Source organism: Thermoplasmatales archaeon (assembly GCA_014361245.1).
Classification (GTDB): domain Archaea; phylum Thermoplasmatota; class E2; order UBA202; family JdFR-43; genus JACIWB01.
Genome location: JACIWB010000003.1, coordinates 35,062 through 57,532 on the forward strand (window position 1 = coordinate 35,062; position 22,471 = coordinate 57,532).

Consider the following 22,471-nt stretch of genomic DNA (forward strand, 5'->3'; position numbering starts at 1 on the left):
TTATAAGCCCTTTTCTGCAATATCTCCAACTATTGGAAGTTTGAACATTTCTCCTTGGTAAGCTTTTAAAATAAGAATTATCCAGAGTATAAAAATTAATATCCATATAATCCATGATATAACTGTAAATATGTACCATAGCCCATACCAGTACCAGAAACTCAAACCAAAAAAGCCCCCAAAAATTATGGATAAAATCCATAAAGGCAGGAATGTAAATATTGATTGCTTTGCATGAAATTTTACAAATTTATTATCTTTTTCCAGTATATAGAAAATTATTCCAGTAATCCATCCAAGCACATAGCATAAAGCCCCTTCCAGATTTTCTTCCAAACCAAGAGATGTTTTTGCCATAACAAGTATATAAACCATAAATAAATACTTTTTCTATATTTTCTTTGCCTTATATTTTTCTTTACTATATATGTCCTCAATTTCTATGTCATCCATGCTGTTTATTTCTCCATAAATTTTTGCAATAAGCACACCTTTATTTCCTTCATTTTTATATATGCGAGAGGAAAATATAGTAAGGCATTTTTCATAAACAATTATTCCATTCAAATTGTAGTCATGCCCTCTTATAAATGCTTTTGCTCCTATATTTTCAAGAAATTCATCTAAATCCTTCTGGCTATAGCTTATTCCCGCTCCTCTATAAAGATTTGCAATTTCTGGATCACTCCATGTAATTGCTTCTATGTCGTGAATATCATTTTTATCAATTTCTTCGATTTTTTTATCCTTAATTATTCCCCCATGAGAAGCAAAAACATTGTTCAGCAGGCAGGCGAGAGGCATCTCTCTGAAAACTTTTGCGTAATCAGCATATTTTTCCCCCATTTCAATCTCAAAATCATTTGGATAGCATGGAATTGCATAGTTTGCTTCGTGATTTCCTTTTAACAAAAAAATTTTATCTGGATTTTTGCATTTTTCTTCGAGCAAAAAATCTATGTTTTCAGAAACACTCACATCCGGCGGATTTCTATCGACATAGTCACCAAGAAAAATAAGAAAATCAAATTTTTCTTCATAAAATCTTTTTACAATTTCCCTTGCAACCACTGCATCCCCGTGTGTGTCGCCGGCGAGCATTATTTTTCCATTTAGGCGAAGAAGAGAAGGCTCCTTTTCCATTATCTTTCTTGCTATTTCAAGATAATTCATTTTCAATGTAATTCCAATCTAATTCATAAATTTCAGCCCAGTGCAACACATTCTTCATGATTTCCTCATTTTTATAGTCCATGCAATCAATTGTTGAATTTATTTTTTCTAAGGGAATTTTGTATGTGCAATTTCTGTATATAAGTTTAAATGGCATTTCCTGAAATTTTTCATATGAAGCATTAGTGATGGCAATAGATTTATAAACATCAATTACAACTCCTTTTTTTACCATTATGTCATCTATTACAATATAGGATATTCTTTCTCCTTCAAAAGATAGCTCATCTATGCAATTTCTCCAGTCATCTTCAGTCCATATTTTATATTGGCACCATGTATTACCATTCTTATCGTATGTTGTGTTAAAACCATATGCAAATAAAAGATTGGATATTCTGTGGTCAGATAATATTAAGTTATCTTTTGATATACTTTTATTCATCCATTCAATTAAATTAATCGTGCTTTCTGGAATTCCCTCGCATATGTTTGCTGAATATTCTCCGAGAGGATATATACTTGCAACATTTGTTATCAAAAGAATTGAAATAAATATTGCAAATGCATTGTATGAAAAATTTATTTTTCTTGTGGTAGATATTTCATAACTTTTGATATGCTTCGCTACATAACTTATGCCGTATCCTACAAATATTGCGAGTGGCTCACTTAAGTATTCGATATGTCTTTCGATGTATAATGATTTTAAATCAAAAGATATGGAAAAAATTATTGATGAAAAAATTGCAAGAAGCCATCCCTTTATATAATTATTTTCTGTTTTTCTCCATCCTATTGCGCCGAAGCCGCCTATAAGGGAGAATGGAATTGAAAAAGCAACAAATTTAATTGAGATGTATCCCAAGATGAGGAATTGCCCGACTGCCACGCAGATTATTGTTATCAATGGAACCATCGAAAATGTCAGGAAATCATTTTCAAATTCAATTTTTTTAAAAACAAAATATTTTCTTCTTAGTTTTATAAATATGAATGATAAAAGAAATAGCACATATGAAAGAATTATTATTTCAAGTGGAGAAAGATGTTTTCCTTCCATAAAAAGATAAACTGGTTTGGCAATAAATGCCCAATACAGGAATGTTGATGTAAGAGAAAATAATACATAAAAAACATCTTTTACAATATTTTTGCTCCATGAATTATTTTTAATTTCACTCCAGAATATAGCAAAAATTATTGATATTAGGTAAAAATAGGTTGTGAGATGATGGGAAAATATAAGCAAAATGGTTGAAATATATAGGGGAATATACCATCTGCCATCTTTCTTTGTTTTTAGATAAAATAAAAAAGAAACAAGCAGGAAAAAATGTCCTACTGTAAGAGGAGCGGAATGAGATGTTTGGTATGCATGAACTGGAAGAACAGCAAGTATTATTGAGCACATTAAGGAAAGTTTCTTTTCAAAGCCAATTTCTCTTGCGATGAAATAAAATATAAGAATGCAAAGCCCCCCAAAAATAGGTCCGATGATGGAAAGGGCATAAATCTCATTCATTCCAAAAAAACATAAGATTGAGGCTGATATATATAAAGTCGGGAAAAAATTATAAGATGAGCCCCATCCCGTATAATTTATAAAAATATCTCTTGTTTCAATAAATTTTTTCGTCAGATAAAAATATATCCCAAAGTCATTTCCCCATGCCCCATATAAAATTATAGGGATTGCTCTTATGATTACCGCTGATGCAAATATTATTAGCAATAATAAATTTGTCCTCTTCATTTTTAGTTTAATTAATTTAGAATATAAAAACATTTTTAGAAGATTAACAAAAAAGTTATAAATAATGGAGAAAAATTAACAGCATGAAAAAAATTGCAATTTTAATAGCATTTCTGATGTTGCCTGTGCATTTTTTAGCGGGAGAAAGTCAATCAAAAGTATTGGAAATAATAGATTCCATAAATGAGGAAACGCTTCTTTTTTATGAAGAAAGCCTGCAAAGCTTTGGCCCTCATCCAACTGGCAGTGACGCATGCAATGCGGTGGCAGATTTTATATTTAATGAGTTTGAAAAAGACGGGCTGGCGGTGGGGTACCAGCACTGGGAGAGAAATGGTATTAGCGGGAAAAATGTTGTAGCAACAATGGAGGGAAAAACAGATTTTATTGTTATAATCTCCGCCCACTATGACACAGTTGAAGTTTCTCCAGGAGCGGATGATGATTCATCTGGCGTGGCTATGGTTTTAACTGCCGCAAAAATTTTATCAAAATATAACTTTCTGCATACCATAAAATTTGTTGCTTTTTCTGGAGAGGAGCAGGGGTTATATGGAAGTGAATATTTTGCAAGAGATTCTTATAGAAGAGGGGAGAAAATAATAGCGGATATTCAGCTTGATGGAGTTGGTTATGCAGTTAATGAAGGGAAAAAGGTAAGAATATCTTCAAATGATGCATCTCTTTGGATTATTGGTATAGCAGAGCAGATAGCAAAAGATTATAAAAATAAGATTGACCTTGAAATCAGCAGGCATGATTACACAGGAAGTGACCATAAATCTTTTTATAATTATGGTTACGAAGGAGTATTTTTCCTTGAATATGAATTTAATCCAAATTATCACACTTCTGAGGATAAAATTGATTACATCAATATAACATATATGACAAAAGTTTGTAGGTTAGCAATCGCAACTCTTGCAACAATTGCAGATAAAGAAGTAAATGTGATGGTTAGAATAACTGAGCCTGAGCTTGGAAGCGTATATTTTGCTGGTAGAAAAATAATTGAACTTTATACCCACGCTACAATTTTGATTGGTAAGATAACATCTGCTGCTGAGATAATAGCGATAAAAGAAATTGAGAAAGTTGATTTCTATCTCGATAAAAGATTTTATGGAACGGTTTATGAAGAGCCTTACAGATTTACATACAAGACATTTGCATTCTTGAAACATAAAATAAGGATTTTTGCTTATTCAGACACTGAATTTGATGAGAGCGAAATAAGTGTAATATGTTTCGCATGATAGGCAAAGAAGGTAGAAAGGAGAAATGTGTTCTATGCAACAAAATAAGTGAGGAAATTTCATCCACCCTAAAAATATGTCTTTCCTGTATAAGAAATAAGCCAGATGAAGCGGTTAAAATAGCGATGGATGCCCATAAAAAAATAAGGGGCGATTTCCGCCTGCCCGCATTGCCACCAAGGGATGAGAATGGGTTGGTATGCGGGATATGCGCAAATGAATGCAGGCTGGCGGAAGGAAAAACTGGATATTGTGGAATAAGAAAAAACTCTGGCGGAAAAATTGTTGCGCAGGTAATTGCTTTTACTTATTATGACCCACTTCCAACAAATTGCTGTGCGGGCTGGTTCTGCGAGGGGAGCAGGGAAAAAGGATATAATTTAGCTGTATTTTCCTTTGGATGCTCATTCAACTGCATTTTCTGCCAGAACTGGGAGCATAAATTTGTTGATGGAGGTGAAAAAATAGATGAAAAAATTTTGCTGGAGAAGGCAAGACATGCAAATTGCATATGCTATTTTGGTGGCTCACCTGAGCCAAATTTGCCACTTTTTTTGAAGGCCAATAAAAGAATAGTTGAAGAATGCAAGGCAAGGATATGCTGGGAATGGAATGGCTCTGCAAATAAGAATTTAGTAAGAAAGGCTGCTGAATTTTCATATGCTACAAATGGAACAGTAAAGTTTGATCTAAAAGCATTTGATGAAAATTTAAATATCGCTCTTACTGGTGTATCAAATAAAAGAACACTTGAAAATTTTGAGATGATAGCAAATGAATTTGATAGAGATATTTTAACCGCAACAACTCTCCTTATTCCTGGTTATATAGATGCGCAGGAAGTTGAGAAAATTGCAAAATTCATTTCATCTCTAAATCCAGATATACCCTACTCACTTCTTGCCTTTCATCCAGATTTCAAAATGCTCGATATGCCATTTACAACAAGAAAACTCGCTATGGAATGCTATAATGTAGCGAAAAAATATTTGAAAAGAGTGAATATAGGAAATGAACATTTATTATGGTAAAGTTTTTTTAATGCTTTATGATTATTTTCATGGAAAGAAAAGCTGTTGTTGCCGGTTCATTTTATGAAAAGAATAAGGAAGAACTTATTAATGAAATAAAGGAATGTTTTTTAAAAGGACCAGGAGAAATTCCTGAAGTTAAGGAAGGCAGGGGAAAAATAAAAGGAGTTGTTGTTCCTCATGCTGGCTATATATATTCTGGATATGTCGCCGCACATGTTTATCATGCAATCGCAAAAGATGGTTTTCCAGATAGATTTATAATTATGGGACCAAATCACTATGGATATGGCTCACCAGTTGCAATATCAACACATGGCTCATGGCTTACTCCCTTAGGAAAAGTTTTTATAGACGAAAATGCAAAAAAGCTGGCTAAGGGAATAATATGCGAGGATGAAATTGCCCATACATATGAGCATTCAATAGAAGTTCAAATTCCTTTCCTTCAATTTTTAGGAGAATTCAAATTTATTCCAATATGCTTTGCAATGCAGGATTACGAAACTGCAAGGGAAGTGGGAGAAATAATAAGTGAGGAAGATGCTTTAATAATCGCAAGTTCAGATTTCTCTCATGTTAGTTTTTCAAAATTTCCTAGCAGGGAAGATATAGAAGAAGTAAGGAGGATGGATAGAATTGCAATAGATGAAATCCTAAGGATGGATGCAAAAAGATTGATTGAAAAGGTTGAGGAAAATGACATAACCATGTGTGGCTACGGCGCGGTGGCGGCGATGCTGGAGGCGGTGAAAAAAAGGGGGGCGAAAAATGCAAAACTTCTGAAATATGCCACTTCATACGATGTTGAGCCGGGCACATATTGCGTTGGATATTCAGCGATTGTTATTGAGTAGGTTTGAGGGCTTCCTGAATTTTTGATTGAAGCTCATTTATCCTTTCCTTCAGCCTGTTTTCCTGGCTTTCCATTGTCTTTTTTCTTATCTCCAAGTTTTCTTTTTCCTCCTGCAATTCCTTAATCAGCTTGCTTTTTTCGGATTTTACTATTAAATTTCCCACTCCTTTATATACATCAGCATTTTCCTCCAGTTTATTAAGTTCTTCGAGAGCATCTTTTGCATCTCTTAACCTTATTTCAACCTGCAATTTCTGCTGTAAAAGCAATTCCATCTGTTGCTGGAGTTGTTGCAATTGCCTCAGTTGATTCTGCACTTGCGGAGGTAAATCTTCAAATTTTGTTGCCATAGATTGCTATCTAATTTAGTTATTTAAATTCTTGGTTTTGAATGACTGATTAAAAACAAGCAAAATATTATATATTGCTTTTATTTTCATTTCAGATGGCTAAAGGAATGTATCATTATTTAAGAGAAGCATGGAAAAAACCTGACACATCTTATAATAGCCCTCAGTGGCATCGCCTGATAGAATGGAGAAAGCAGGGGGCGATTGTAAGAGTTGCCTCACCTTTACGCTTGGATAGAGCAAAATCTCTCGGCTATAAGGCGAAACAGGGCTTCGTGGTTGTGAGGGCGAGGGTGAGGGCTGGTGGAAGAAGGAAAGAAAGACCAAATAAAGGAAGAAAACCATCAAAAATGGGTGTTAATAAGATAACTCCTAAGAAATCGATAAAAAGAATAGCGGAGGAAAGAGTAGCGAGGAAATATCCAAATATGGAAGTTTTAAATTCTTATTGGGTGGGGAAAGATGGAAAATATCATTATTATGAAGTAATATTGGTAGATAGAAGTCATCCCGTTATAAAAAGTGATAATAAGATAAACTGGATTTGTGATGAGAGAGGACGCGCCTTCAGAGGGAAAACATCTGCGGGGAAGAAAGGAAGGGGTTTAAGAAAAAGAGGCAAGGGAGCAGAAAAAGTTCGCCCGAGCGTGAGGGCAAATAAAAGGAAAGAATAAATAATAAATTTCAATATATTTTCATGCCAATAGCTGTCTGTCCAAATTGCAGGGGAGAATTTATAGTGAGGGATGAAATAACTGGAAAATGCCCCTATTGTGGAATAAAACTTTTATTCAGAGGAAAAGATGAAATTATTGAAAAAATAGATATAGAGGAAATAGAAAAAAGAGTAGATGAAATTACTAAGGAAGATAGTAAAAAGCATGAAAAAGACATAATAAAAATTTTAATTGATGAAGAATATTTTTCACAAATAGAGGAGGAGGTTGATAAATTATAGTGAAAATACCCATATTTCTGTATTCTCGGGTAAATCTTCCTGGGTTAATTCTACTTCATTTGCTACATATAGTATTTCCATGTCCTCCGCCATATCAAGAAATTTATCCAATCTATCAATTGGGAGTGAAAGTCCCTCTATCTTGTAGTGCATTGGAATAACAACCTTTGGTTTTATTTTTTTGCACATCTCCATGGCTTCTTTTGCATTTAATGTGAATGTTCCACCAACTGGAATAAAAAGAATATCTATATTACCTATTTCCTTTATTAATTTTTCATCTACTTCCCCTATATCCCCAAGATGACAGAGTGTTATTTCTTCATATTTAATTTTGAAAACTGTAATTTCTCCTCTTTTTCTCCCCTTCTCCCTATCATGATATGATGAAAAAGTTTCAATTTCTATTCCATCTACTTTTTTACCATTTTTTAAAACAATACTTCCTTCCTTTTCAACAACTTTTGCCTGATTGTGGTCAAAGTGTTCATGTGTGATAAGGATTATATCACCCTTAATTCTCGGCGGCGGGATGCCAATCGATACGCCGTCATGAGGATCAAAAACTATTGTTTTTCCATTTGAGATTGAAAAACAGGAGTGGCCATACCATCTTATTCTCAACATTTTTTCCTCCTAAAAAATTCGAAAAGTCCCTTCTTTTTGTAAGGAATATTTTCATGCCATTTTTTTCCAAACCATAGCTTTGGTCTATCTCCCATTAAGACAGCAATCTCTTCTTTTTCCGCTGAGTTTTTGTCATTAAATACGCCTGCTTCATGCCATATTTCCATTATTTTAACTTTTGCCTTCCCTTCCTCTATTTCAATAAAAGAATTTTTTGAAAGGTCTTCAATTACTTCCGCTTCCCTATATTCAACTATTTTCCTTGCTTCTTCCTTCCATTTTTCAATTTTTGATTTGCTTATATCTGTAGTTAAACTCAATGATTCGGTATCTGCAAAAATAAGTTCTTCAACACTTTTAATTCCAGCCTCCCTCAATTTTTTTTCATAGACAATCCCTATACCCTTTATATTTTTCAGGTCCATTTATTCATAATCAAAATTTAATATAAAAATATGTTGTTATCCGTTTCTAAAAGCTTTTACCTCCTCAATGCTTGGAACTTCTATTTTAACTTTTTTTCTCCCTTTATTATATTTTTCCTTCCCAATTTCTTCAATTACCTTCCTTCCTTCATCCCTTATTTCATCGAGTTTTTTATTTACCCTGTCAACAGTATCCCTTAAAATGAGTGCCATTGCTACGAGAAGATTTTTAAAAAATACTGGAAATCCTTCAAAAATTATATCTCTCTCTGGAACTCTTATCCTCCATTCTGGTTCTTCCCCAAATTCACTAATTCTGAGACCCATTCCTGCTTCCAGTGCATCTGAAAATGTTGGGTCAAGCTGAACCCATTCTCCATCTATATAAAGCTCGGCACATCCATGCAGCGAATCAAGAAAACCCAGCATTTCATAGGTTTCCCTTATTATGGGGTCATCTTTTATCATTAAATCAAAAAGCTCCTGCGTTGGTGCAAGCGCATAAAGGCGATATCTCGCCTTAATTCCGCCCGCCCTTGCGAGCGCTATCAGCAAATTCATTTGATCAAGGCATACGCCTCCCTTGCTTTTAAGCACTCCTAAAGCCCCAACCATAGGCTTGAAGACGAGATATTTCTCATTTTTTACAAAATAGAATATTGACTTTGCATATTCATAAGGCTCTTTTTCGTATGCACCAAGTTTTTTTGCAAATGCCCTTATTTCTGGGGCATCGCATTCACATAATCTTGTAGGGCGGAGATATTTTTCGTCACTTATAGGAGGTAAATCCTTGAAATCTTCTTCTCTTAAAATTTTTGTGCTGTCATACATGCTTTCATCATCAAGATGAGCCCATGGTTTGCGCGAATTATAAATCCTTTTTTTCCATGCTCTTGCATTTCTTGCCAGCGCTTTCGGATTTCTTGCAATTACATATAGTAGAGGCAATGATGTTTTTATAAAATTCTTTAAAAGAGGCAAAGGAATAAAGTCTCCTCTATCTGTAATATCCATAAAATCACCTCATCTCTCCAGCCATTATCTCCCTCATTAAGTTTCCGCAGCCCTTGCTTTCTTCCCCCTTCATTCTTGTTACCTCCCCCTCTATAACAAATCCACTTCTTCCGCACTCCGGACAGCTTTCAAGCACCTTTAGCTTATCTCCTGTAATTATAAAGCCAGGATAGCTATTAGATGCTGGATCAAGGAAAGCAAATCTTCCTTCTCCACAATTACTGATTTCGTTATTTTCATCAATTATTAATGGATAAATCCATGGGGGAATATGCTTGTATCTTTCCTCGCATTCTATAGCCAGCCCGTTCATTTCTGACATTCCATAAATATCTCTATAATTGTTTATATCTATTCCAAAAAATTCTTCTATTCTTTTTGCAAATTCTTCAGATGAAACCTTTTTGTTTTCATATATTTTCCATCCTCCCCCAGTTATAATAACTGAATCTTTTGTAAGATTTAGGTAAAATCCCTCTTCTTCCATAAGGTTCATTAAATCATTTAATTGATATGGAAAAGTTAGAATATAAACCTGCTTTCTTTCTTTTTCAATTTCCTTGAGCAAATTTAATAACTTTAATTGTCCTTTTTGCATCGCCTTTTTTATCAAAATTAACTTGAATTTATCTCCTATTCCATTTATCTGCCCTGACATTATTCTAACTATATCAATCGTTAATGCTCTATCCGTTAAAAAATGTCTGTCTTTTTCATTAAAAATTTTTGTTCCTTCTGAAATCCATCTTCCCATTGTAAGATGTGTTTTTATAGGGCCAGGATAAACAAATTGAGCGTTATCTCTCGGCTTTTCTATTGAGAAAAGGAGCATTTTGTCGGCTGAATAAAACATTCTTTTTGTTGTTAAATCATCTCTGAACATAAAACTGAATTTTCCTGATGTGCCCGAGGAATGTGTTACTACACCATTGAGTTTTTCTTCAGCCCATGTTAAGAAATCCTGCAAAGATTTTCCATTAAAATCAAATTTTCCTATATCAACAGAGCAAACCCTATATAGCCATTCATATAAGTCCTTTGGATTTTCTGAAGGATAATCCTTGAAAAATTTATCTGGCAATAGAGGAATTTTATCTATATCTTTTTCATTTTTTATATCTTCTGGCTTTACATTGTTTTCCTTGCAGTATCTCTGATAAAAAAGATTATTTGAATAATGATGTTTGAAAGCATCTTTTATTGCCTCCATCCTCACTTTATTTATTTTTTTGTCATCATAAAGAAAATAGTCATCGAGCCCAAAAATTATTTCATCAACCCCTGCCCACTTTTCTTCTGGCAGATAAAACTCTTTTTTCAGATTTTCCATCAGATACATATTTTTTTAATGGCTTAGCAAATATAATTTTTATTTAAATAAAGATTTATCAAAATTAAATTCTATTTAAATGACATCCAGAAAGGTCTTTTCATCTTATTTTCTTTCATATTTTTCAAAAATTCTGCTATTTCCTTTCCAATTTTTGATAATCTGTATCTTTTCTCATCATCTTGCTCCAAAACACCATCATCTTTTAATTTTTTAAGATGAAAACTGAGCTTTGGGTTATCATCTATCCCTATTTCCTGAGCTATTTTTGTAAATGGATAGCTTCCTCCGTCTGAAAGCAAACTTATTATTTTCCTCCTTATATAACTTGATATGGATTCCGAGAATATTCCCAGATGAACATCTACTATCAAATCCTGTAAAATTTGCCTTTCCTTTGCATTTATCTTTTCAAAATTTGCAGATATTATAAGTTTTGAATTTTTTGAAGCACTTTTTTTATTCAGCCAGTCAAGAAATTCCCTTGTAGCAATAAAATTGTTATTATTTAAAATATATTCAAGGTTCATAAGAAGAATAACATTCCCTTCTTCTATATTTTCCTCTATTTCCCTCTTAATTTCCTCTATCTTTCTTGGTTTCAATTCCCTTTCAAGAGGGATAATCTTTATATTTTTTGCATCTTTCAGAACATCAAATTCCCTTGTAATGCATATTCCCTTTCTTTCTTTAGTCATCTTTAGAAATATATCAAGATAATTTTCTTCATAAAATTCCTCAAATTTTTTAAATTTTATATCCTCTATTGCTGCCAGTATGCTTTTTTCAAGTTCCTCAAAATCAAATGGCTTCCTTATATAATCACTTGCCCCTTCTTTCATTGCCTCTATGGCGGTATCAACAGTTGCATATGCAGTTATCATTATCACAGGCAAAAATGGCTTCCTTTTTTTAATCTCCTTAAGCGTTTCAATCCCGTTCATACCTGGCATTTTTATATCAAGAAAAACAATATCAGCTCTTTCAATTTTTTCCAGACACTCCTTCCCGCTTTTGGCGGTAATAACCCTATACCCATATACTTCAAGAGATGTCCTCGCTGCTTCAAGAATTTCCTCATCATCATCAACAAAAAGTATCTCCTTTATCATGTGCACCTCATAACTATATGAAATCTCGCCCCCTTCCGCTTGCTCTCCGCCCATATCCTTCCCTCATGCGCCGCAATGATATTTTTTGTTATTGCCAGCCCCAGCCCCGCGCCGCCGTCCTTGCCCCTATAGAATGGCTCGAAAATTTTTTCTATCTCGTCATTGGGTATGCCAGGACCTGTATCCTCTATTATCAGATGGGCAGAGTTTCCTTCTCTGAAACCTTTAACCCGTATAGAGCCATTGCTTGGAGTGTATTTTATTGCATTTGAAATTACATTTTTTATTGCTTTTTCAATCAATTTTTTATCACCCTTTGCATGTAGCCTATTTTCTATATCTATATGAATTTTCTGATTTTTATCTTTTATTGTTTCATCAAGCTCGTTAAATATATTTTCAATAACATCTTTAAAATAAAATTTTTCTTTTCTCAACTCCAAATCCTGCATATCCACAGAAGGAATGTGAAGCATATCGTCTATTAGCTTTATTAAACGCTCTATATTCTTTGCCATTTTTTCAAGGCTTTCCTTCTGCGATTTTGTTAATTTCCCGAGCTTTTCTTTTCTGAGTAAATCATTGTATGTTTTTATTGCTGTCAGAGGAGTTTTTAATTCATGTGCTATTGTATCAACAAAAGTTGATTTCATTCTGTCAAGCTTTGCCTCCGCAAGCCTTTTGTATGCCTCCTCAAGTTTTCTCTGCCTTTCAATTAACTCTTCCAGAGATTTTTCTCTGCTGATAAAAGTTATTTTTTCTTCTTCAAGAACCCCTTCAGGGAGCTTCTTTATAAAATCATATTTATACAATTCTTCTTTTATATTGCTTGGCAATCTCCTAAAATTTTCTGTTAATTTTTTGGGGGCATTTTTTCCATAAAATTTAAGAAATATAGGATAGCATTTATTCAAGAAATCCATATATTTTTCCTCTCTTTCTTCTTCAGTAAATGAATATATCTTATGAAAGTTTATCTCTCCCTTTTTATTTATTTTAATTCCTTCAACATCCGTAGAAATTCTTATTTCCTTTATTTCATCTGAATTACAATCTCTTATCATGGGTTCAAAAACAAGCTTGAAGAATGCAAAAGGAATAAACCATCTAATTATTTTCCTGTCTATCTTTTCCATTTCTTTTCCTATCTCTTCAATTATTTCTTCATAAGGAACAAAAGCAGAATATATCTCAATGAGTTTTGTTATTAAATATAAAAATCCTTCAGCCATATTTTCTTTTTCTATCCTATCAATACTTTCCTCAATTGCTTTTGTCTGCAGATTATCATCTATTCCTATATAACATCCTGTAAGAGAAGGATATAAATTTGTTGTTTCTTCCAAAATATTTTTTATGCTATCTATTCCTAAAAGGGGAGATATCTTGCTTATAAGATAATTTGATAATTTCTGAAAAGCTCTTAGCAATGCCACATCTTCCCTTAGCAATATTTTATATTCTTCCTCCTTTTCGCTTTTTATTGAAGAAATTAAAATTTTCTGCCCCGCTATTATTGTTAGTTCTACAATTATCATGAAGGAAGGATATATGATTATCCATTCAATAGGCAAGGAGCGGATGAATTCAATCATGGAATAGATAAAAATTAATGGAATAAGCAAGATTGATAGTATAAAAAATTTTAAATATTTTTTTCTGTAGGTTATATATATTTTTATAGCGAAGGATATAATGATTAAGGAAAGAAAAAGATTTAGAATATTTAGAAAAATAATCATATTTTAAGCCCCCTCCATGTAAAATAAATTTTTATTACAGCATAAAGAAGAATAAATAGGGCAATAGATATGAGGGAATAGGAAAGCAATCTTATCTCATATATGTCCCCACCAACAAAAATCCATGGGAGAAGAAAGAAAATATAGGCAATGAGGAGAATTATGCATGCTATAAAAATTAAATTTCCAACTCTTATTTTAATCAGTTTCATTATTTTGATGAAATAATTATAGGAAAAAATGGGCAATATAAGGGAAATTAAAGTTATAGCTCCAATTATTAATTGAAACATAATAAAAAAAAAGAAAGAGGTTTAAAAAATTAGCTATATCCTCCTATTTTCAGTGTGGGGTCGCCAAGCAAAACCCATTCCTGCACTGTTTTGCAGTCAATCTCATCTTTCATAACAGGGAAATTTGCAACATAGTTTGCAATTGCTGTTGAATGAATTTCTCCAAGAATTCTTTTATTTTCCTGTCCATAAAGCCTGAAAAATTCTATGTCAATCCATCCTCCAAGCCCCTGTATGCAATCAGGTATTCCATCCTTGTTCCCATCGCCCACATATCCATAGCCAAGCCCAGTGCAACCAATGCTTGCTATTGCCCCCCCATCTATTTTTCTTACAATCCATTCTCCAAAGCATCCAGGGCTCCACTCAGATTTATAATATGTCTCGTAAAGCTGTTTAATCTTCAGCAAATTGAACACACTTACATTGAACTGGCTGTTGTGGCAACCACCAATAACACAAACTGGATACATATCCTTGTTAGAAAACATCGGGAACTGGGTAACATCTATTCCAATCCATGTGCTTTCATCATGCGGCGGGTGCGTCGCCCAGCTCATCGGGTTGCCGTGCCCTTCAAAGTTCAAAAAGCCACATCCACCGCTCACCGCATTTATTATATCGTTTGCGTCTTGAAGTGTTCCTGTTGATGTGTATAACTTTATTCCTTCATATCCTGCCATGTATTCAAGTGCCTTTTCTGTGCTTACTTCGCCATCAAAATATGGGTCGCCCTCTGCTGGAAATGTATCACCCGCAACAACTACCATCTTTTTGAACCAATCCTTGCTTGCCTGATTTTCAGATTCATATTTAATTATTTTGTCAATTACAACTTTTAGCTCAATTTTGCTTCTGCATGCAAGCCTTCCAATATAAACATCTGGCACCAAATCAAGTTTATCCTTTTTCATTCCCTTCCATTCAGCAAATATTCCATTTCCATTGCTGTCCCAGTCCTCAAAAACAATGCTTCCATTTTCATATTTATAAATATCAGCAAAATATAAATCACTTAAATAGCCAGTTTCCCATCCAGAGCGATCGTCTAAATTTGTATATCTTACTGGCATTAGCCATCTCTCATTGAAAATTCCTCCTTGCCTACCTCCTACAAGCATAACATATTTTATTCCCCATTCCTCAATTGCATTTTTAATGAAATATTTCACTTTTTCAGCATCATCCCTGCCATTGCAGGGGAAATATTTTCCGCTGTAAATTTCATTCAGCCCCACTGCTATTGTTTTTATTCCCTTGCTTTCCTTATGCTGCTTCAATGTTTCAAGCTCGCTCAGCCATGCATCTGGTGAAATTATTAGGAAATCATAAGTGGATGTTTCTGCATGCAGGGGATTTTCTTCATGATATATTTTTAAGTTTATCCTGTCGGTATATGTTATTGAATTTTCCTTAAAATCATATATATATGGCTGTAAGAAAACTGAAAGAATTATGCACCTCTGCCCATTATAAATGCCAGCGAGTAAGCTATAATCAACAAAACTTTCTGGAAATCTTTCCTCGCTGTATATTTCTCCTTCCTCAATTAGAATTTTTCCTGTTGTAAAAACTTTTGTAAAGAAAGGATATGGCTTTACTTTATTTTCAATTTTTATTTTATTTATTTTTCCAGCGGAAAACTCAACATTTATTTTTGTTCCAATTGGAAAAGTAAGTATTTCTGTTTTGTATGGTAAAACAGGATAGCCCTCCATCATAAATGAATTCATGCCATTTGCAGAAACTATCATGTAATTTCCATCCTCTGAAATTTCTGGCTCGGAGAAATAAAATGTTTTCTCTATTGCATTAGAAGTTTTTGTCTGCACATCTCTATATCCAGCAAGGGATGCGCTTATCAAAAAAAGCCCAAATATTGCCAATGCAACTATCTTTCTCATGTTTAGGAATGGATAAATAATATTAAAAATTAACGCTTGCAAATGCTTTTCAATGGGCATTCATTGCATTTTGGTTTTCTTGAACTGCATGTATATTTTGCCATCAGCCAGAAAAGAGCAACAACTTCTTCTTTATTTTCAATTTTTTCCCAAGGAAAAATACTGCTCAACCTTTCCTGTATTTCTTTATAGCCAGCTTTTTCATCAACGAGCTTAAGCCTTGTTGCTATCCTTCTCATGTGTGTATCAATTACAAATGCATTTTCATATCCATGTATTGAGGAAACTACAACATCCGTCGTTTTTTCTCCCACACCAGGTATTTTAAGAAGCTCTTCCCTCAATTTTTCCTTCATAAGATTATAAACCCATCCCATATTTCCATTCCATTCCCTGCATATATAGCTCGCTGCCTCCCTTATCCTTCCCGCCTTCACCTTGTGCAGGCCACCGCACTTTATCGCAACCGCAATCTCATCTTTTCCTGCATTTGCCAGGGTGAAGGGAGTAATATCAAATTTTTTGCTTAAGCTTATAAATGCTCTTCTTGTATTTTCTGAAGACGTGTTCTGTGAGAGAATTGTAAAAATTAGAAGCTTGAATGCATCTCTTTTTATCTCCTCATAATTTATATCATCCTTCCACCAGTATTTCTTATATTTTTCCAATTCCTTTAAAATATCATCTGTTAGTTTCATTTTCTTGAAACTGAAATAAGATATGCAATTAATGCTTCAAGCTGAATTCTTTCATTGCTTCCTTCCACAATTCTGAATTCTATTTCTCCAATTCTATCAACTATTTCTGCTTTCAATCTCTCGTTTATTGGAAGATCAAAAACTGCGGAATGCAATCCCTTTATTATATCCTCACCCGATAAACCATCCTCGATTAGCATTTTATCGAGCTTCTCTCTTGCCATCAAAAAATCTTTTTTAATAAGAGCAATTTCCAAAAGTTCGCGGGCATTTTCGGGTCTTAAAGCAGATGTAACCTTGTATATATCATCTGCACCTATTTCCCCTGATATGTTTGAAGCAACCTGTAGAACATTTATTGCTTTCCTCATATCTCCATTTGCAACATATATAAGTGATGCCATTCCATCTGGTTTAATTTTAATTCCTTCTTTTTCCGCTATTCTTCTCACATATTTTTCCATATCCTCCGCCTTTATGGTTGAAAATCTGAAAACGACACATCTTGATTGAATTGGTTCTATGATTTTGCTACTATAATTGCATGAAAGAATAAATCTACAAGTAGCTGTGTATCTCTCCATGATGCGGCGCAGGGCGGCCTGCGCATCGGGCGTGAGCGCATCTGCTTCATCGAGGAAAATTATCTTAAAGGGGGCGTCGCCGATTGGAGCGGTTCTTGCAAAGTTTTTTATTCTGTTTCTTACCACATCTAAACCACGCTCATCGCTTGCGTTGAGTTCTGCAAAGCTTTCCTTCCATTTCTCACCATACAATTCTTTTGCTATTGCAATTGCACATGTTGTTTTTCCTGTTCCCGCGGGGCCAGCAAAAAGCAGATGAGGGATACTGCCAGTTGCTACATAAGCTTTTAAGCTTTTTACAACATTTTCCTGCCCCACTATTTCATCAAGCTTGCTTGGTCTGTATTTTTCTGTCCATATCATATTACCGCCCTCTTTTTTGATTCAATTGTTGCTTCTTTATCCAATCTGCTATCAATTCTTAAATCAATGTGTATTCTTCTCGCTCCCATTTCAACAATTGCTTCATATGCTTTTTTAATTGCGGAAAATAGCTCTTCAAGATTTTTTGCTTCTATTGTTGTTGCCATTGCACCAGTTTCATGTTTTAGCCCACTTTTTTCTATTTCTTCTATTGCTCTCCTGACATATTTGCTCACTGAAACACCTTCAGATGTTGGAAATATTGCAAATTCTGCAATAATCATCTATTTTAATGCAGGAAAAGTTTAAAAACTTTGATGTGCGAAATTCGTAAAAATAAAAAAGAAAAATTTATATAAAGAAGATGCATTCCCTCTCACTTCCGCAAGGTTTATATATATATAAGATATTACTATTTATCAAAAAGGAGGCAGATAAAAATGAAAAGAAAATATATAATATGCGGGCTTGTTTTGTTTGGGTTAGTGATGGGAATAGTTGCAAATCCAGTAAATGCTCAGAGCATTGAAACAATAGAAGTTGGCGGTCTTTTTGCAACAAATGCAAATGCAATAGCAACATGTGAAAAGTTTAATAGCGGGGAAGGAAGCTGGAAAGTAAATGGCTCAACCGCTCCAGGAAAATTTGAAACATACATATATTGGTATGACGGAGCGGGTGGCTTACCAGATGTTACGCATAACTTGGGAGTTTTTACAATAGATGATATACAGAGCATTTCATATTATACAAATAAGCCATTGCCAACCGATGGAAGCAATCCACATAATTTCTATCTTGTAATTTACACCCTGCCAGATGGTAGCGATGATTATGGATGGTATGGATATGCCCTACATGCTGAGCCATATTTCTCAGAAAATCTCAGCGCCCCAGCAGATACATGGGTTAAATGGAGCACAGATGATGGAGCAAATAAATTAACATTCTGCGATCACTGGAAAAGCGGTACATATGGCTTTTATGGAGAACCAACTTTGCAGAGAATACAGGAAGGAATAATAAACTGGGGGCAAAATTATAGCCATGGATTTGATCAAGATATAGATTATGGATTGGAAACAGTTAAGGCAATTTCATTCCAAACCGCTTCTGGATGGTATCAACTCTTTGATGGATATATTGATACAATTACAATAACATTGAAGAATGGAACATCCCTGACAATAGATTTAGAAAATAAGGTATGGATAGATGATGATTATAATAGCTCAACATTTGGTTATGGATATGATCACTTCAACACAATTCAACAGGGTATAAATGCTGTTGGAGAAGGAGGAAAGGTAATTGTTCATGATGGAACATATAAAGAAAACATTGTAATAAATAAAGAAATTTCATTGGTTGGAGACCCAGTTATAGATGCTCAAGGCGGGATAGGAATAAGCATAGAAGCAAACAATACCCTTGTTGAAAATTTCACAATATACAATGGCACAACTGGGATTAGGGTTTATAATAGCTCATTTACAGTTCAAGATGTAATAATAAATAATTGCACAATTTATAATTTTACAGATAACGGAATTTCCTTTGAGAATGTTATAAATAGCTGGGTTAATAATACTCAAGTTAATAGTAGCTCCCGTGGTATCTATCTTTATTCCTCCTCCCACAATAACATAACAGATTGCATTGTACATCACAACACCGGCAATGGCATTTACATCAATCACACATCAAGCAACAACACTATAACAAATTGCAGTGCTTATAACAATAGCGTTGGTATTCATGTGAAGTGGTCGCATGATAACAAAATAATAAATTGCACTGTTTATAATAGCAGCGGGCACGGCATTTTTTTAGAAGATACTTCCTTAAATACTAATGTAATAAATTGTGAATCTCATCACAATGTAGATAGCGGAATAGCAATTGCTTACGCTCCAACTAATGTAATAAATTGCAGTTTTTATAACAATAGGCTAGGTATCAATCTTTGGCATGGCTCAGGCAATAACATCACAAATTGCAGTGCTTATGAGAATACTCAAGCAGGTATCGCTCTTACTACGAGTTCATCAAGCAATAACATAACAAATTGCAGTGCTTACAATAATTATTATGGTATCTGGCTCGATTCCTCTTCAAACAACAACATAACAAATTGCATTGTATATGAGAATACTCAACATGGCATTTATCTTTATTCCTCTCATTATGTTAACTTAATAGGATGTGAGGTGTATGAGAACATCGCAGGAATCTATCTCAATGTATCACATTTAGCAAATGTAACTTCCTGTGATGTTCACAATAACAATGAGAAAGGTATTGTTCTAGAATCTTCCAACTACAGCAACATTTCCTATTGCAATTTTTCAGCAAATCAGCAGTGGGATTTATATGTATTTTCATCGACTGAGAATGAATTTTATTTCAATCAATTCTCTTCTTATCCAACAAATGCAAGCATTCTTTCCTATAGTGGTGATTTTTCTGTTAAAGGAGTTGAAAGCCCACCAGATGATCCAAGCGGATGGGAAAATATAGGTAAATATCTGAATGTAAGCTTAATCTCTGGTAGCCCATGGGTTAATTTATCAATTTACTATGAAGATGAAACAAATGAAGATAAGTTTGAAATGCTTAAATATAATGAAAATAGCGGAGAATGGGAAAGAGATGAATGGTATGAAAGCAAAGGAATAGACACGACAAATAATTATGTATGGGCAAATATAACTTCATTTAGCATTTTTGCTCCAATGCAAGATATAACTCCTCCAACTACAACAAAAGAAATAGGAGAGCCAAAATATGATGAATGGCTAACCTCTCAAACTCCAATATGGCTAAATGCAACTGATGAGGGCTCAGGAGTAAATATAACCCTCTATAGAATATATTGCGACACCGGAGATGGCGCAAGGTGGCATCCAAATAGCTATAGCGATGCTTATTGCGGAAATGAAAATATAACAGCAATAGATGGAGTATATTGGTATATCTATTATGCCTGGAATGTTAGCTTTGGACCAATTTACTTCCATGAAGAATGCGAGCATATTATAGAATATGCCAGCATCGATAACTTCGGAAACGAAGAAGAAATTCATAATCAAACCCATTATGTTGATAACACTCCTCCAACAATTACAAAGGAATTTGAAGGACCAACATATAATAATCATATAACAAGCGATACAACCATTTGGGTAAATTCAACAGATGATGATGCTGGCCTATGTCCAGTTGGCTCAGTGCATTTGCATGTAGAAGTATATAATGCATCTGGTGAAACTCCAGTAAAAATCCTTGATGAATGGCATAATGTTACAAGTGGAACAGCAACAATTTCATTTAATATTCCTGAAGAATGCGAGCACTGGATAAACATAACATCAATAGATGATTTAGGAAATACTGCATATCACAATCAAACAGTATATGTTGATAACACTCCTCCAACAATTACAAAGGAATTTGAAGAAATAATAATATTTGAAGAATACTTTGAGGGAGCATTCCCACCAGCAGGCTGGACAGTAATAGAAAATGCTGATGCGGGCGGAAGATGGAGGAGAAATGATGAATGGGGCAGGCCAAACTATGCGGGAGGATATGGTTATTGTGCTGATGCAGATAGCGATGCATTTGGCCCAGATAAGACAATGGATACTGAACTCCGAACACCTCAAATTAGCTTAGTTGGCTATGATTCAGCAACATTGAAATTTATGGCAGCGTATCGTCACTTTGGAAATGATTATGCTGATGTTGATATAAGCATAAATGGTGGAGCAAGCTGGATTAATTTATTACACTGGGTTACAAGTCATTCTCCATGCGAGCTTGTAACAATTGATTTAACACCATATATTGGAAATAATGTGATAATAAGATGGCATTACGGAAATGCCTATTGGGGTTTGTGGTATGAAATAGATAATGTAACAGTTACAGGAATGGTAAAGCAATGGATAACAAGCGATACAATTATTTATGTAAATTCAACAGATGATGGCTTATGTCCAGTTGGTTCAGTGCATTTGCATGTAGAGGTATATAATGCAACTACTGGCCAGAAGATATATGATGAATGGAGCAATATTACTGGAGATAGAATTGAAATTAATGAAGGATTTGAAACAAGCGTTCCACCTCCTGGCTGGACAGAAGTAGATGTATATGGAACACAAGGAGATTGGGATCAAATATCAGTCGGCCAGCATCCATCTGGTGTTTCGCCGCATAGTGGAAACTATATGGCAAGGTTCAATTCATGGAGTGCATCTGCTGGCTGTTCAACAAGATTATATACCCCGCAAATTGACTTTACATCTTCTCCAAATGTTGCTCTCTCCTTCTGGATGTATCATGATACTGGCCTTCCAGGAAGTCCTGATAGAGTAGTTATTCAATATTCATTGGATGGAACATCATGGAATGATATAGCAACATTTAATAGATACGATGGTTCAACTGGATGGAAACAGCATACTGTTGATTTATCTTCATATGTAGGAGGGCAGAATGCATACATTGGCTTCCTTGGAGTAAGCGATTATGGAAATGATATTCATTTAGATGATATTGAAATTGTAGGGGGTGATATTGTTGCAACAATTTCATTTACAATTGATGAAGAATGCGAGCACTGGATAAATATAACATCAATAGATGATTTAGGAAATACTGCATATCACAATCAAACAGTATATGTTGATAACACTCCACCAGTTGCTGATGTTGATGAAATTATTCCATATTGCCAGATTGTAAATGAGACATATCCAATTTCGATAAATGCAACAGCCAATGATTTTCCAGATTGTGCTGTTGGTATAGCAAGCATTACTCTATATTACAGATTTTCAAGATATAACTCAACATTTGGCGATTGGATAAGCTTGGGAACATTAAACAGCGAGCCATGGCAATGGAGCTTTACTGCTCCAGATGGCTCTGGCTATTATCAATTCTATACAGTCGCCTATGATTTTCTTGGTCATCATGAGCCATTGCC

General features: G+C 34.3%; 21 protein-coding genes. 6 read left to right on the forward strand and 15 right to left on the reverse strand.

Features of this window, described 5'->3' with window-relative positions:
* The 3 genes from H5T45_01225 to H5T45_01235 are packed head-to-tail and all read right to left on the reverse strand — an operon-like array spanning position 1 to position 2,929.
* Positions 1 to 357 carry a DUF4870 domain-containing protein gene (locus tag H5T45_01225; protein ID MBC7128338.1) on the reverse strand — a complete coding sequence of 119 codons (357 nt, stop codon included), beginning with the start codon at positions 355 to 357 and terminating at the stop codon, positions 1 to 3.
* A 33-nt stretch (positions 358 to 390) separates the two neighbouring features.
* Positions 391 to 1,173 (reverse strand): serine/threonine protein phosphatase, encoded by a 783-nt coding sequence (locus H5T45_01230; GenBank protein MBC7128339.1) that lies wholly within the window; start codon positions 1,171 to 1,173, stop codon positions 391 to 393.
* Positions 1,160 to 2,929, reverse strand: coding sequence for a hypothetical protein (locus tag H5T45_01235; GenBank protein ID MBC7128340.1), 1,770 nt, complete (start codon positions 2,927 to 2,929; stop codon positions 1,160 to 1,162). The genes H5T45_01230 and H5T45_01235 overlap by 14 nt, the downstream gene beginning before the upstream one ends.
* 83 nt (positions 2,930 to 3,012) lie before the next feature.
* Between H5T45_01235 and H5T45_01240 the strand changes: the two genes are divergently transcribed.
* From H5T45_01240 to H5T45_01250, 3 genes are read left to right on the forward strand one after another with little or no spacing between them, the layout of a single operon-like run.
* Positions 3,013 to 4,185 carry a M20/M25/M40 family metallo-hydrolase gene (locus H5T45_01240; GenBank protein MBC7128341.1) on the forward strand — a complete coding sequence of 391 codons (1,173 nt, stop codon included), beginning with the start codon at positions 3,013 to 3,015 and terminating at the stop codon, positions 4,183 to 4,185.
* Positions 4,182 to 5,216, forward strand: a complete 1,035-nt coding sequence (locus H5T45_01245) for a radical SAM protein (protein ID MBC7128342.1) — start codon at positions 4,182 to 4,184, stop codon at positions 5,214 to 5,216. Before H5T45_01240 ends, H5T45_01245 begins: the two co-directional genes overlap by 4 nt.
* Before the next feature lie 29 nt (positions 5,217 to 5,245).
* Complete coding sequence (locus H5T45_01250) at positions 5,246 to 6,073, forward strand: MEMO1 family protein (protein ID MBC7128343.1); 828 nt, start codon at positions 5,246 to 5,248, stop codon at positions 6,071 to 6,073.
* Here the strand turns inward: H5T45_01250 and H5T45_01255 are convergent.
* Entirely contained in the window at positions 6,063 to 6,422 is a 360-nt protein-coding gene (locus H5T45_01255; protein MBC7128344.1) for a prefoldin subunit beta, read from the reverse strand. The two genes, H5T45_01250 and H5T45_01255, sit on opposite strands and share 11 nt — an antisense overlap.
* Positions 6,423 to 6,517: 95 nt before the next feature.
* Between H5T45_01255 and H5T45_01260 the strand changes: the two genes are divergently transcribed.
* Complete coding sequence (locus H5T45_01260; protein MBC7128345.1) at positions 6,518 to 7,096, forward strand: 50S ribosomal protein L15e; 579 nt, start codon at positions 6,518 to 6,520, stop codon at positions 7,094 to 7,096.
* 23 nt (positions 7,097 to 7,119) lie between these two features.
* The gene (locus tag H5T45_01265) at positions 7,120 to 7,380 is read left to right on the forward strand and encodes a hypothetical protein (protein MBC7128346.1); all 261 of its coding nucleotides are present in this window, start codon (positions 7,120 to 7,122) and stop codon (positions 7,378 to 7,380) included.
* Here the strand turns inward: H5T45_01265 and H5T45_01270 are convergent.
* The 11 genes from H5T45_01270 to H5T45_01320 form a co-directional block, all read right to left on the reverse strand.
* Entirely contained in the window at positions 7,375 to 8,007 is a 633-nt protein-coding gene (locus H5T45_01270; protein MBC7128347.1) for an MBL fold metallo-hydrolase, read from the reverse strand. The two genes, H5T45_01265 and H5T45_01270, sit on opposite strands and share 6 nt — an antisense overlap.
* Positions 8,001 to 8,432: a hypothetical protein gene (locus tag H5T45_01275; protein ID MBC7128348.1), complete on the reverse strand. Its 432-nt coding sequence runs from the start codon at positions 8,430 to 8,432 to the stop codon at positions 8,001 to 8,003. Before H5T45_01275 ends, H5T45_01270 begins: the two co-directional genes overlap by 7 nt.
* A gap of 36 nt (positions 8,433 to 8,468) precedes the next feature.
* The gene (locus H5T45_01280) at positions 8,469 to 9,449 is read right to left on the reverse strand and encodes a transglutaminase family protein (GenBank protein ID MBC7128349.1); all 981 of its coding nucleotides are present in this window, start codon (positions 9,447 to 9,449) and stop codon (positions 8,469 to 8,471) included.
* 4 nt (positions 9,450 to 9,453) lie between these two features.
* Complete coding sequence (locus H5T45_01285) at positions 9,454 to 10,788, reverse strand: hypothetical protein (protein MBC7128350.1); 1,335 nt, start codon at positions 10,786 to 10,788, stop codon at positions 9,454 to 9,456.
* A gap of 62 nt (positions 10,789 to 10,850) precedes the next feature.
* Positions 10,851 to 11,891, reverse strand: coding sequence for a response regulator (locus tag H5T45_01290; protein ID MBC7128351.1), 1,041 nt, complete (start codon positions 11,889 to 11,891; stop codon positions 10,851 to 10,853).
* The gene (locus H5T45_01295; GenBank protein ID MBC7128352.1) at positions 11,888 to 13,516 is read right to left on the reverse strand and encodes a HAMP domain-containing histidine kinase; all 1,629 of its coding nucleotides are present in this window, start codon (positions 13,514 to 13,516) and stop codon (positions 11,888 to 11,890) included. Before H5T45_01295 ends, H5T45_01290 begins: the two co-directional genes overlap by 4 nt.
* Positions 13,517 to 13,629: 113 nt before the next feature.
* Positions 13,630 to 13,926 (reverse strand): hypothetical protein, encoded by a 297-nt coding sequence (locus H5T45_01300; protein ID MBC7128353.1) that lies wholly within the window; start codon positions 13,924 to 13,926, stop codon positions 13,630 to 13,632.
* Positions 13,927 to 13,955: 29 nt separating this feature from the next.
* A complete protein-coding gene (locus H5T45_01305) occupies positions 13,956 to 15,830 on the reverse strand; it encodes a hypothetical protein (GenBank protein ID MBC7128354.1) in 1,875 nt (624 codons plus the stop codon).
* 29 nt (positions 15,831 to 15,859) lie between these two features.
* Complete coding sequence (locus H5T45_01310) at positions 15,860 to 16,528, reverse strand: hypothetical protein (protein MBC7128355.1); 669 nt, start codon at positions 16,526 to 16,528, stop codon at positions 15,860 to 15,862.
* On the reverse strand, positions 16,525 to 17,475 hold the full coding sequence (locus H5T45_01315; protein ID MBC7128356.1) for a replication factor C small subunit: 951 nt from the start codon (positions 17,473 to 17,475) through the stop codon (positions 16,525 to 16,527). The genes H5T45_01310 and H5T45_01315 overlap by 4 nt, the downstream gene beginning before the upstream one ends.
* Complete coding sequence (locus tag H5T45_01320; GenBank protein ID MBC7128357.1) at positions 17,472 to 17,759, reverse strand: MTH1187 family thiamine-binding protein; 288 nt, start codon at positions 17,757 to 17,759, stop codon at positions 17,472 to 17,474. The genes H5T45_01315 and H5T45_01320 overlap by 4 nt, the downstream gene beginning before the upstream one ends.
* Positions 17,760 to 17,915: 156 nt before the next feature.
* On the opposite strand from H5T45_01320, the gene H5T45_01325 reads away from it, so the two are divergent.
* The coding region (locus H5T45_01325; GenBank protein MBC7128358.1) for a right-handed parallel beta-helix repeat-containing protein at positions 17,916 to 22,471 on the forward strand (4,556 nt) is incomplete at its 3' end.